This window comes from Bifidobacterium sp. M0404 (assembly GCF_016101415.1).
Taxonomy (GTDB): Bacteria; Actinomycetota; Actinomycetes; order Actinomycetales; family Bifidobacteriaceae; genus Bombiscardovia; species Bombiscardovia polysaccharolytica.
On sequence record NZ_JACFQP010000001.1, the window covers coordinates 155,500 to 169,043 of the forward strand.

Below are 13,544 nucleotides of genomic sequence, written 5' to 3' on the forward strand. Positions count from 1 at the left end.
GAGGAAACTCTGACACACCAATGATACGGGGATTTATCGATTTGATCAACCGGAGCGGTTCTCGGGAGCGTCGAACGTCTGTTCGAAAGAGACCAAGTTGAGCCGAAAAAAGAGCATGAAGTTTTTCCAAATAAAGGTAGACGAAATGCTCATGTTTTGCTGCTAGTCAATAGCTATCGTCGACATTTCTGGCTGGCTATACAGGTTATCGATTGTTATGAATAGTTGCACAGGTTGCAATGAGCCAACGGCTTTCTCTTGACGCCTACGAGAAATCTGGTTCCTTATCTTCTTTAAATATATCTGTACAGATACATCTACATACTCTCCACTGCGGGCGGTTCAAACATATCGTTACATTTCAAAGTACCTGTTTTGTACAAGTACGCGAAGTACAGAAGCAATTCCACTCCACTTTGAGGCAGAATTGATAAGCCTAATTAATCTATCTAAATGTTAGATAGTACAGTTTGGTGACATTGAATACCACCATGCGTTAGATATAAAAACGCGGGCTTGACCGCCTTTAGTAATCGAGGGCGAGATTCAATACAGATGAAGAATGGACAGACGACGATTTGTAATACATGATGTTTTTTTATTGGAAAACTATTTGAGAGTTTACCAGACATGTGCCGCACTGTGAGTCCCAGTTAGCATAGATTTATCCCCGGTGAGCTGTGTAATACTTGTGTTTGTAGCGCTTTTGCTGAAATCAAAATCCTCCCAGTTATAAATATTGAGCTGTCATTTCGTAATTTTATGTAACCTTCACTAATTTAGCGATAAAGTAACTATAAGTAATTTGGGATGTAAAAATCAGCATGTGGATTCTTCTTGTTCGATGATAATTGGCTCCGGACCAGCCAAGCCGATCCGGAGCCATGGTTCTCACTACAGCATATGCTCAGGCGATGAGTTCCTTGACCGATGCAATGATCGCCTGAAGGCTGACCTTGGCGTCATTGAAGAGCATCTGCGTATTTGGGTTGAAGTAGAGCTCGTTCTCGATACCGGCGTACCCCTTGCCTCTGCCTCGCTTGAGGACGACAACATGCTGGGCCTTGTCAACGTCCAGGATGGGCATGCCTGAGACTGCAGTACCCGGTCGGCGTGCAGCCGGGTTGGTTACGTCATTGGCGCCGACAACCAAGGCGACGTTGGCTGAGGGGAACTGGGGATTGATGTCATCAAGGTCGATCAATTCCTCATAGGGAACGTTGGCCTCGGCCAGGAGGACGTTCATATGTCCGGGCATACGGCCGGCCACGGGATGGATGGCATAGGATACATCCACGCCACGGCCCTTGAGCAGTTCGCCCAGGTCGGCCAGTTCGCGTTGGGCCTGTGCCTGAGCCAGGCCAAAGCCGGGGACGAAGATGACCTTGTCGGCATAGACCAGCTGGACAGCCACATCATCGGGCGTGGTCTCCTTCATGGTCCCCTGGGTGCCCTGATCCTGGCTGGCGCTGACAGAGGAACCGCCGAACCCGCCGGCCAGCACGCTCAGGAGCGGCCTGTTCATGGCCTGGGCCATCAGGACGGATAGAGTTGCACCTGCTGCACCGACCAAAGCGCCTGCAACGATCAAAGCCACGTTATTGATGGCCAGGCCGTTCATGGCCACAGCTGTACCAGTGCAGGCATTCAAGACGGAGATGACCACGGGCATGTCGGCGCCGCCGATGGGAATGACGAAGACAAGTCCGTAACCTAGGGCGAATATGGCCGTGAGGAGGGCCCATAGAGTCCGATTGTCCGGATTCAGGCAGAGCATGACCAGGCTGATGACCGTCAACAGAGCGAAGAGCACATTCCAGACAGCCTTGGCCGGCAGCTTCAGGTTCTTGATCAGGCCGATGCCCTGGAGTTTGCCGGCAGCCACCAGGGAGCCGGTGAAGGTGATGGAACCGATGACTACGCCCAGGCCGGCGGTGATCAGCACCACCAGAGTCGGGGTGCCCTCGGAAGTCAGTATGTCGTTCAGAGCGACCAGGGCTGCAGCGCCGCCGCCGACCGTGTTGAAGACGGAAACCAGCTGAGGCATGTCCGTCATTTTCACCTTCTTGGCCGAGTAGACCCCTGCAGCGGCTCCAATCAGAATGCCGAGCACGAGCAGAACGATGGCCAGGGAAGATGTGAAACCCGTGGCGAACAGGTGAATGAAGGCCATGGCAACGGCGATGACCATGCCTACCGCAGAAATCCTATTGCCTGTACGGGCGGTTTTGGGGGAGTTCATGTAGTGCAGGCCCATGACGAACATGACTGAGGAAAGGAGATAGACGAACCAGGTAATGATGTCGAGGGTGTTCACTTCTCGGCTCCCTCGTTCTTAGCGGTCTGGGTCGTGACGGTCGATGTCTGTTCGTCCTGACTGGTCTTATCCTTCCCCTTGTCTGGTTTGGAGGACTTGAACATCTCTAGCATCCTGTCGGTCACCACGTAGCCGCCCACCACATTCATGGCGCCAAGGACGGCAGCCAGGAATATAAGTACGTAGGAAAGCGGGGAATGAGCCTCCGCCGCGATGATGACTACCCCGACGATCACAATGCCGTGAATGGAGTTGGCGCCCGACATGAGCGGCGTGTGCAGCGTGGCCGGAACCTTGCCAATTACCTCCACGCCGATCAGCAGGGCCAGAATGAAGAGCGTAATTGCTATGACCAAAGAATTCATTACTCCTGACCTTTCTCTTCGGTCTTTTCAACATCCGTAGCAGCTGCGCTTCCATGCGCGCTGGATTTGGTTGCTCCTGACACAACAAGTGCTTGATCGATCTCGTCGTCCGTTTTGATGCTGAGCGCACCATCACGTAGAAAATGCACCAGCACGTCCGCCACGTTTCTGGACAGAAGATTCGATGCCGTCGTGGCTACACCGCTGGCCAGGTATGGAGCCCCGATCATGATGACTCCCTTGTTGGTGGTCCTGGTTCCCACTTGTGATCCCTCGACATTGCCGCCCAGGTCGCTGGCAGCGCAGTCCACGACCACAGCTCCGGGATGCAGGTTGGCCACACCCTCGGCGCTGAGGAGGCGAGGAGGTTTTCCGCCTGGAACCTTGGCTGTGGTGATGACCACATCGAAGCCTGCGGCTTTGGCATCCACCGCAGCCTGCTGCTGGGCCTGCTCCTGATCGGTCAGCTGGCGCGCATAGCCGCCCTGGCCCTGCCCCTTGGAGAAGTCCAGTCCCAGGTCGAGGAACTTGGCTCCCAAAGATTCCACCTCCTGTCTGGAAGCGGGTCTGACATCATAGGCGGTGACCACGGCTCCTAGGCGTTTTGCGGTTCCGATGGCCTGCAGGCCTGCGATGCCGGCACCCAGGACCAGCACCTTGGCTGGTCGGATGGTTCCTGCGGCAGTGGTCATCATGGGGAAGAAGGATCCATAGGCATCGGCAGCCACCAGAGCCGCCTTGTATCCCATGACCGAGTTCTGCGAGGTCATCTCGTCCATGGACTGGGCCGAGCTGAGCTGTCGGGGGAGTCGCTCCATAGCGATCCCTGTAAGCCCGGACGCTTCCAAGGATTTGATGTAGTCCTTGTCGCTCAGGGATCCCAGCATGCCGATGATCCATGTTCCGGCTGGGATTCCCTTCAGCAAGGATTCATCGGGTCTGTTGACGAAGCCCAGAACTTGTGACTTGGATAAGACGGTATTCCTGTCGGTGACTGTGGCTCCGGTCTGCCGGTAGTCCTCATCTCGGAAGCCAGCTCGAGCTCCGGCTCCGGACTCCAATAGGCAGGTAATGCCCTGCCTAGTCAGCCGGGTCACGATGTCAGGCGTCAGGGCCACTCGGGACTCCTCATCGCCAGTCTCTTTGAGGACCCCGAAGGCTACGTGGGATTGTTCTGGTCCACTCATGTCTTTCCTTTTCCAAACACAACTGTGTGTGAGTAATTTCATCAATGATTCTAGTTGCTGGTCTTTACTGTTGGCAGGTCAACACAATTTGCATTTGAATAAGTAACAGTTGAGAAAAGACCAAGTTCGAGGTATCTTGCATGGTGTCTTAAAGGGTGCCACACATCTTCAAGAATGATGAGTGGCACCCTGAGGCGGAAGGCTTTGGCGACGGAACGCTGTGGGCAGGCAATTTCACATCCACGGTCGGCCAGCCGACCTTTCCGGTCTGCTATGTCGTTTCAGATCCATGTTCGCTACAGTGCTTTATTCATTCCCCTCGTGTTTTTCGTTCGCCGTAGGGTCCTTGGGCTTGGACTGCAAGGGATTGTGATGGTAGATAAGGGCGAAGGCAGCCAGGGTCTCGATCATGCTGGCGAGAATCCAGGCGATGACGATGGCGTTCTGATGTTTGCCGACGGTTCCCATTCTGGTGAAGATGAACACGTCCATGATGAAGGTCTGCAGAACCAGAAGAACTGTCGCTACAACTACCGTCCTGGTGTGCCTGTCCGCATCTGTTCCCTCTCCCTCTGGTTTGCCGGGAGACTTGAAGCTGGCATAGGAGAGGAGCCAGATGCCTATTCCGAAGAGAACGGCGGCAAGAGGCAGGGAGAAGAAGATCGGCATGGTGCTCAGGCTGAGGCCCAGAGCTGCAACCAGGACTGCTGAGGCAAGGCCCAGATAGAAGGAATCGTGGTTTTTGGCCTTGCGCGGTTTGGCGGGCTTGCCTTCCTTGGTTGGTTGAGACGGTTTATCGACAGGTCCGGGCGTATCCTTTGCAACAGGCTTACCGGGTTGGCTTGGCTTGTCGTCATGGGAGGAGCCATCATGCTCTCTGTCTACCTCGCCGGCCTGCGAGCGGTCGTCGGTTGGAGCTTGGTTCTGCATATTTTGTGTTCCAGGTCTGCCGTGAGCAACGTCCTTGCTGGATGAATCCCTGCCTTCCTTCTTCGGCATGGGGGCATTTTCCGCTTGGCTTTCTTTTCTGTCGTTCGCGTTCTCCACTGGTCTTGGCATGCGGTCCTTGTCATTCATTGGTGATTGTTCGGGACTTTCATGCCTGCCTTGGTTCTTATTCGCACGTTCGTTTCGATTGTTGCTCATCTGACCCTCCAGGCTTGTTCTTCCCCATTGCTTGTGGCAGGTCATCTGAAAGCCTGCCCGTTTTCAGGAAGCAACATCCGTTGAGGCCAGTGTATGTGTCCTTTTCTCATAAAAGCGGCATTGACCGGCACCAGATCCATACCATTCCGATATTGACCCTTATGGGTGAAGCACCAATAGCTTGACGAGAGGGATGTCCTGCAAAAAGAGCCGAGTTCATTGCAGCATATCCAACTATGGATGCTGTCTCTGCCTGTTGGTGCCGGCGGCCGTTAACGGGGTCTGCCAGATAGATGATCTGGATGAATGGCTGCATGGGGGTATCGGCCCTCGATGCCATCAACCGACTGATCGATGCGACCTGCGCGCAAAAATCAACCTCCGTAAGGCCGGCCATGAAGATTGACTTCAAGGTGGACAGGCCTGTGCCCGGCTTGGCTGACTTGTGTCTGCTTGTTCGGGATTCGTTGGATGATGTGGTTGCTGGGCTCCGTGGGTGTCATGTCGACTGTCTGGGTCCGGTCAGCCGGACCGGCGCGCATGAGGCTGTCACCTTGGTGTATGTCAGGGATCCTGACAGGAACCTGATCGAGCTTTCCGGATACGACCAGGACTGATACCAAACAAGAACAGGTCATATCAGTCGGCGATAGCAGGAATGCAAATACGGTTTTGGGGAAGTGATAAGTGACAGATCTTAAACGGCATCCTATTTGGATACCGTTGGTTTTGTTTATTACGGTTACAAGGCCTTATTTAATGTGGTTTCGTAATAATTTACACTCGGTCGGGTTTAGCTCTATGCCTATGCAATTATCTTTTCAGGATTCGTTGAATGTTGTATTGGAAAACATGTTCGATCATGTCGATCGAATCAATACTGGCGAAGTTTAGCGTAGGATACGTTTGTCCAAAGGACGGCACCTTATCACTAGGGAAACTGGCGACCGGCCACGGTATCGAATTCAACCATCCCATAGCCTCTCGTCTTTCCCCTCCCCATTCACTGAAGGGGTCTTGGAAAAACATCTGTGTCTAGTGAGATGACCAGTTCTATTGTTTCAGGGCCTGCTGCTCATAGGATTGTGGGGTGGCTCCGTTGTGTTGGGGGGTTGGCGGGGCCACCCTGGTTGGCCGGGCCGTCTTGGGATGCGGTCCGGCTTGCTTACTCGGGTGAGGATTCTAGACGTGCAGGGCACGGGATTCTATCCGGTGGCGTCCGGCCGCGACGGCGCCGGCTGCGGCGAGCAGTCCGGCGGCGAGCAGGAGGACCATGGTGCCATTGCCGCCCGTCAGGGGCAGGGTGCCCTCATAGGTGTAATCAAGTTGGGCTGGTGTCTGGCCGGCACCGCCCAGGGTCCAGTCCACGATCACGTCGGCCTGTCCCGGACTGTGGGCGGGAGTGGTAAAAGAGACGGACCCGTCAGGGTGCTGCTGCAGGGAGCTGACCGCTGTCTTGTCGAAACTGACGCCGGTGATCAGCAACGAGTTGAGGGCCACCTGGGTCGGGGTGCTGCTCTGCGTCAGACTCCCGTTGCCGAGCTGGCCGTACTGGTTGTCTCCCCAGCTGTACGTGTTGCCGTCCTGGCCGATGGCCAGGGAATGATAGTGACCTGCGCTGATTCGTGCGGCTGCGAGCCCGGTGCCGGCGCTGCCCTGGCCTGCGGGCGGCGACACGCGTGTGGGGGTGTACCGGTTGCTGGTGGTGTTGTCGCCCAGCTGGCCATCGTAGTTGTACCCCCATGCCCAGGCTGTGCCGTTCTGGTCGACGGCCAGGGAGTGGTGCACGCCGGCGCTGATCTGCGCGACTTGGAATGGCTGGCTGGAGTTTGTGGGGTTTCCTACCTGCGTGGGCCTGGGCTTGTTGGCTGTCGACCAGTCCCCCAGCTCCCATAAGCTGTTGCACCCCCATGCCCAGGCGGCACCGTCCTGGCCGATGGCCAGGGCGTGGAAGCCTCCTGCGCTGATCTGCGCGGCTTTGAAAGTCCTGCTCGCGTCCTTGGGGTCGGGCACGCGTGCCGGGTCGGCGGCGTACGTGGCGTTGGTGGTTCCCGTGGCTGTGCCGTTGCCGAGCTGGCCGTAGTTGTTGTATCCCCACGTGTATACGTTGCCGTCCGCGTCCATGGCCATGATAAAGCTCCAACCGAGGCTTACCTGGTCCGCGTGCAGCCCCTGGCCGGAGCCGTTGGGATCCTTGGCCAGGGCCGGCGCCAATTTGGATGTGCTGTAATCGGTGAAGTTGTTGTTTTCGCTGCCCCAGGTGTAGACGCGCCCATCCGGGCTGATGGCTGCCGAGTCGAAGGCGCCGGCGCTCACCTGGAAGGCTTTGAAGGGCTGGCCGTCCGCGCCCTTGACAGGCAACGGCTTGGAACGCTCGGTGGTGGTGTTGTCGCCCAGCTGGCCGTGGTCGTTGGCCCCCCAGCTGTAGACGATGCCGTCGCTGCCGATGGCCAGCACGTGGTAGCCGCCCGCCACGGCCTGTTTGTAGGTGAAACTGGAGGCCACGCCATCGGGCAGGGGAACCCTGACCGGTGTTTTCTGCGGAGTGCTGCTGGCGCTGCCCTGGCCCAGCTGCCCGTGTTGGTTGCTGCCCCATGCGTAGGCGTTCCCGTCGCTGGCCACCCCAACGGAGAAGCCGCACCAATTCCCGGCCTGGAAGCCGCCGGCGCTTATCTGGTTGAAGCGGATGCCGCGGCTGAGTTTCGGCGGGGTGATGGTGGTCTGCTGGCCGCCCATCGCGTTGCCCTTGCTTGGGCTGATCGACCAGCCGCCGGTGTTGGCGGGGCTCCAATGTGCGACCAGGGTGATATTTCCGGTGACCGGCTGGCTGAAATCATACGCCACCTTGGAACCGCCCTCGGCATCCTTGAGGAACCAGCCGTCGAACAGGAAGCCGTCCTTGGCCGGGCTGGCGGTCGGACGTGCGGCCTGCTGGCCTTCGGTGATCCGCTGCGGGTCTGGTGTCGGTTTGCCGCCGTCGCTGTCGAAGGCGACCGTGTAGGAGCTGATGTAGGTGTAGTCCAGGTGTGCGTCGGGCTGCTGGCCGTTCCTGCTCCAGGAGACGGCCACGTCCGTCTTGCCTCCTGCATGCGGGGGCGTGATCACGCTCCAGGTGCCGCCCTTGTTATCGGTTAGGCTCATGCCCGGCGTATCGCCGAACTTGACACCGGTCGGCTTCGGCTTCGCAGGGAAGTCGACCATGCCGGGATTGCCGTCGAATTTCCCGCTGGTGTTGCGTCCCAGCCGGCCGTAGGTGGCGTCTCCCCAGCTGTAGAGGTTGCCGTCCGAGCCCAGGGCCAGGGAGAAATCCCCACTAATGGTGCCTGGCGCGCTGGCTTGGGTGATTGTGACGCCCGTCGGCATGGCCACTTTGCCTGGCGTGCCGTCTTGCGTGCCGCTGGTGACGCGTCCCAGCTGGCCCTTGCTGTTGTCTCCCCAGCTGTAGAGGTTGCCGTCCGATCCCAGGGCCAGGGAATGATAGCCGCCTGCGATGACCTGGGTGAATCGGCTGACGCCTGTTGGCAGGTTCACTTTGCGCGGCGTGCCGTCGTTCACCCCGCTGATGCTGCGTCCCAGCTGTCCATAGGCGTTGTCTCCCCAGCTGTAGAGGTTGCCGTCCGATCCCAGGGCCAGGGAATGATTGTATCCTGTGCTGATCTGGGTGAATTTCGTGCCGTCTGTCGGCATGATCCTTTTGCTCGGCGTGGGCAGTGGTACAACAGAACCGCTATTGCCGTTACCCAGCTCACCATGGTAGTTGTATCCCCAGCTGTAGAGGTTGCCGTCCGATCCCAGGGCCAGGGAGTGATTAGTGCCTGCGCTGATCTGGGTGAATTTTGGGACCCCTGTCGGCAGGCTCACCTTGCTCGGCGTGCCAAGGGAATCGGTGGTGCCGTTGCCCAGTTGTCCGGAGCTGTTGTCTCCCCAGCTGTAGAGGTTGCCGTCCGAGCCGATGGCCAAGGAATGTGTAAATCCTGCGCTGATCCGGGTGAATTTCGTGCCGTCTGCCGGCATGATCACCTTTCTTAGCGCGCCAGAAGAAGAAGTAGTGGTGCCGTCGCCCAGCTGTCCGGAGCTGTTGTATCCCACGCTGTAGAGGTTGCCGTCCGAGCCCAAGGCCAGGGAGAAACTTAGTCCTGCGCTGAACTGGGTGAAGCGGACGCTTTCTTCAGGCGGCGTGACGATGCCTGGCCGGTCGGCTGGCGTTGTGATTAAGTCGAAGTCGCGTCCCAAACCGCTTGTGCTTCCCCAGCTGTAGAGGTTGCCGTCGGAGCCCATGGCCAGGGACAGGTTTAATCCTGTTTCGATGTGGTTGAAGCGTATGTCGGATGTGGTGGGCGTGGTCAGGGTGATCCTGGTGCCTCCTTCTGCCGGCCCGGAGGCGGGGGACAGGCTCCAGGAGCTGGTTATCCTTGTCCATTTGGCGGTCAGGGTGATGTTGCCGGTGACGGGCCGGGTGAAGTCGTAGGCGGTGTTGCCGGTGAACCATCCGTCGAACAGGTAGCCGTCCCTGCTCGGGTCCTCGGGCCTGGAGGCCTGTCCACCGCTGGGGACGCTCTGGGAGGGTGTGTTGGTTTTGCCGTCGGGGTCGTTGAAGGTGATGGTGTAGGCTGCGCGTGTCTGGGGCTGGCTGTCGGCGGCCTTGCGTTCGACGCCGGTGTCGCCGGGCTTCTTGGGCGCGGGCTGGGATGTGGTGAGGGGGGATGCGGTGTTCAGGGGCGAGGGTGAGGGCAGCGGCGACTGGGGGCTGGCCGGGGTGGCTGGCAGGATTGGTGCACTGGCTGATGGGTCGGCCTGTTGGCCTGCAGCCGTCTGCTCCAGCTTGGTCGGCTCGGGCACACTGGATTCGCCGGAGGCTGTGTCGGCCGTGGCCAGGCTGCCCATGATCAGACTGGCGGGCAGGATGATAGCCAGCAGGACACCAACCATGGTTGTCGACCGGCCGCGTGCGGACTTATGCCGAAGCGAAATATGCATAATCCCTTCCCGAACACATGTAGTTCAATGACGAAATTCCCCTCGTTTCCAATGAACTACGTACCGGGAACAGCCCCGGCAGATAAAACCATGCTATCACCCGCATATCTGAGGGCCAACTCGAATGTCATAGTAGGTTTCGCTCTTTTTATCTTCCTAATATTGTAAAAATAACCGTTGAGCCGACCAGCCTGATGTGGTCTATACGGAAGGCGGTTCTATTAAATACTGATGGATACATGTCAACTATGCTATTGCTGATTACGGTTTTGTTCGGTTTGGTTATTGTCTTTGGCTTCGTATACGGCTCCGACCCTATAGGACTGTAGATCATTTTGTCATTTGTGTTACCAGCGCTCATCTTTTTTGGGGAGTGAAGTCATTTTTTTGGGGAGTGAAGTCATTTGCCAATTTTGAGTCGCACACGGTCACAACGGTCACGCATTAGGACGCTAGGGACGTTTGATTGGATATAATAAAACTCCGGCTTTTTAATCAGAGGCATAGGGTTGAGGTGGGGTGGCGAACGCGGCTTGAACGCGCGACCTTCTGAACCACTATTGTGGGCATTGAACCAGATCAAATGGCTGCGTGTGCGGCTTTAGAAGATACAATGACTGGCATCACTTCTGCGGGCGCCTCTCGTGTCACCATCATAGCTTTCACTGGTTCTAACTCCGATGACAGGTCATCCGGCCCCCAGTTCGCCTCGTTCGATTCCTACCGAAGTGTGACCCCCCAACCATTGGGCGAGTACATCCAACGTCGCCGCTCTCAGCAGTAGTTTTGCTGCCGTGTGTTGGCAGCATGGACGAGTGCTATATATTGCTTTGTAATAGATAAGTTGATGAGTAGAGCTCAATATTGGTATAGACCAATATTGAGCCCCGTTTTCTTTGCAGTATATGCTTTGAGTGTTGACTTGTATAAGGAATATTGCTCTATCGGTGCAAATGTCGTTACACCACCAAGCGAGCAGTAGAAACTATGATGTCCCTGATGTGAGTGACAAAACAGCGCGAAACCGTCATTGAGGAGTAACTATGTCGGGAAAAGCTTATCGATCATTTGTTTTTTCCACTGTGGTCCTTATATCTGTTGCTTTCTGTCTACTTGTCGCGATATCTCCCGCTAGGGCTCAAAGCATGTCCAGCGAGCAATCGACGGGGTACCCCAAGCCAGAGGCGGTTGGCTTTCACCATGCGGCGCTGGTATATGCTGATGACCAGTTGGACGAGCGAGCAGTTCTGCCTCTATTTAATCGCGTTGATAACACAGGTAAGCTCATTCCCAGAGCGTCCATGTTCGATGCGGCAGTTCTATTGCGTTTTACGATCAATGGGAAACAAACTGATTACGGTGCAACAACATTGTCGGATTGGCAGACGCTTATCAACCAGTGGTTTAGCACGGGCGGCCCTATTGATACCTTCGAAAAAGCTGCCGAACAAGCAGACTTGGCTGCACAAAATGCTGGAACTCCTCAGCAATCTCGACGCTCGATTATAGTTATGATGCCGTGGATGAATCCCAGCGTCAACTCTTTCGGCCAAGTAAACGGCTCTGACCGCGATTTGTCGAGTGCCCAAGATCGGCAGGCTGTGGCCCAGTGGTTTGCCAATACAGTGAGTCAACGATTTAGCCAAAAGCGCTATGCACATCTTGCTCTGTGGGGCTTATACAGGATGCGTGAAGATGTTCCTCCTTATGAGCAGCACTTAATTGCCAGCGATGCGCAAGGGGTCCATAACAGCGGTCTTAAATATTTGTTTATCCCCTATTACAAAGGATTGGGCTGGCAGTCTTGGAAAGAGTATGGTTTCGACGTTGCTGTCATGCAGCCCTCCTATGCCTTCCGCTCACCGCTGGATGGTGGTGAAGTCAACGCATCGAGGTTGCAAGAAACAGCAGTGGCTGCTCAAAAATACGGTTTAGGGGTTGAACTTGAATTCCGCGGGTGCAGCCGGTTAGCAACTGAACAAGTTATGGCTATGCAGTATCTAGCAAGCGGTTCTACCTACGGTTACCAGGATGGAGTATCTGCTGCTTTTTTGGGAGAGGGCTTTGGCTCTTGTGGTATCACGACCAGCAGCAATCCATCGCAGCGTTCAGTCTATGATGCATTGGCTGACTACGTCTCTGGCAAGCGCATCCCTTCTCCGGATGTAGATATCAAAGCTGTGGAAGCGAAACGATCAGTCGGGCAGAGCGACAATCAAAGAATGTACGTTGCGCGCGAAGTGGATCTGAAAAAGTTCAATAGCATACGCATTGACTTTGCTGAACACCAGCAGTATTGGCAGGGCGAGGTACAACTCCAAGTTCAGACTGCCAACGGTGGATGGAAACAGCTGGCATGGGCCACAAGGCCAAGGGGTGACAGCTTGGCAGACAACATCCAAGGTGTGGTTGTGAGTTTTGATAATACCCGAGTCAACCCCGGCAAGCAGACGATCAGGCTAATACTGACCACGGCCCAACGCTCCCCGCTGAGTAAGCCTCCGATTGTGAGAATGGTAGGAGATCGTTCGCTCGATCCTGTGACTCAGAACGGGCTAGCCAACGCGTATACGGTGGTGGAGTCAGGTAAGCCTAAGCCTGCATCGTATCCAGATAAGACTTCTCATATGCTTCACGATGGCGAAATATCGACCGCAGGCTGGTCTTCTGGGCGAAATGTGGGCTGGAACTCTAATCCGGGAAAAGCAGTAATCAATATCGATTTAGGTAGTGTACATCGGGTAGGAGCTGTAAAAGTCTATACACAGGGTGGAAGTGATGCTGCTGTCAATTGGCCGCTAAATCCTGTAGCTACTTTCTCAAATACTCCTACGCTGATGGATAGCGGTACGGGCAAGTCTCCATTATTGGCGAGCTGGCCTTTTTCGACTCCGCATGTCATCGCAAAGCACGCGCCAGTCGGAGGAGAATCGTTGCCAACAGTGCCTGGCATCTCTTGTTTAACAGCTACCGAGATTACATGTACAAACCAAGATGGATATATCGAAGCCACTGGTACCCCAGTCGAGGCACGTTATATCAATATCGGGTTCTCTACGAATTCTTGGGCTATGCTCTCTGAACTGCAAGTTGTTGATAGCGCTGGCAATCCCATCGATTTTAGCTACCGGTTAGCACGAGCTCCAGGTGATTTAGACAATTATTCGGACGATGGGCTACGTCTTACGGACGGAAGATACACTGATGACTTTGCTTGGAAAGAGATCTCGGGTTGGCCGGCAAACGAAGCTGTTGCACTTCGATTTGATGCCGCTGAACCGATAGATGTTAATACCATTTCTGTCTATACTCTCAATGCTGGGTCCTACGGGATTGTGGCACCCACTACGTTCGCGGCTCAGGTAAAAATTGCGGGTCAGTGGGTGGACGTGCAGGGGCGCCGGGAACAAACGTCATTCGGTTCTGGTGGAGTCCGTCTTGACATTGCCGATTTGCGCTACCATCAAGTTACTGCTGTACGGATTCTTTTACCAGGTGACAGGGCTGGCTGGGCTTGGACGATGATCTCTGAAGTTAAGGTGGAATAAGTGT

General features: G+C 55.7%; 7 protein-coding genes. 2 read left to right on the forward strand and 5 right to left on the reverse strand.

The genetic code is table 11. The features are described from left to right. Positions 1-907 precede the first annotated feature (907 nt). From H3T93_RS00665 to H3T93_RS00680, 4 genes are all read right to left on the reverse strand, one after another. Positions 908-2,317 (reverse strand): NAD(P)(+) transhydrogenase (Re/Si-specific) subunit beta, encoded by a 1,410-nt coding sequence (locus tag H3T93_RS00665; protein WP_144177435.1) that lies wholly within the window; start codon positions 2,315-2,317, stop codon positions 908-910. Beyond that, entirely contained in the window at positions 2,314-2,682 is a 369-nt protein-coding gene (locus tag H3T93_RS00670) for an NAD(P) transhydrogenase subunit alpha (RefSeq protein WP_144177433.1), read from the reverse strand. Before H3T93_RS00670 ends, H3T93_RS00665 begins: the two co-directional genes overlap by 4 nt. After that, positions 2,682-3,869, reverse strand: a complete 1,188-nt coding sequence (locus tag H3T93_RS00675; protein ID WP_144177432.1) for an NAD(P) transhydrogenase subunit alpha — start codon at positions 3,867-3,869, stop codon at positions 2,682-2,684. Before H3T93_RS00675 ends, H3T93_RS00670 begins: the two co-directional genes overlap by 1 nt. 306 nt (positions 3,870-4,175) lie before the next feature. Next, positions 4,176-4,868 (reverse strand): hypothetical protein, encoded by a 693-nt coding sequence (locus tag H3T93_RS00680; RefSeq protein WP_144177430.1) that lies wholly within the window; start codon positions 4,866-4,868, stop codon positions 4,176-4,178. 461 nt (positions 4,869-5,329) lie between these two features. Here H3T93_RS00680 and H3T93_RS00685 point away from each other — a divergent pair, with 461 nt between their 5' ends. After that, positions 5,330-5,632, forward strand: coding sequence for a hypothetical protein (locus tag H3T93_RS00685; protein ID WP_144177428.1), 303 nt, complete (start codon positions 5,330-5,332; stop codon positions 5,630-5,632). A gap of 565 nt (positions 5,633-6,197) precedes the next feature. Here H3T93_RS00685 and H3T93_RS00690 read toward each other — a convergent pair. Then, positions 6,198-9,992, reverse strand: coding sequence for an RCC1 domain-containing protein (locus H3T93_RS00690; protein WP_144177426.1), 3,795 nt, complete (start codon positions 9,990-9,992; stop codon positions 6,198-6,200). 1,043 nt (positions 9,993-11,035) lie between these two features. Between H3T93_RS00690 and H3T93_RS00695 the strand changes: the two genes are divergently transcribed. Next, on the forward strand, positions 11,036-13,540 hold the full coding sequence (locus H3T93_RS00695; protein ID WP_144177424.1) for a DUF4855 domain-containing protein: 2,505 nt from the start codon (positions 11,036-11,038) through the stop codon (positions 13,538-13,540). The last annotated feature ends 4 nt before the right edge of the window (positions 13,541-13,544 follow it).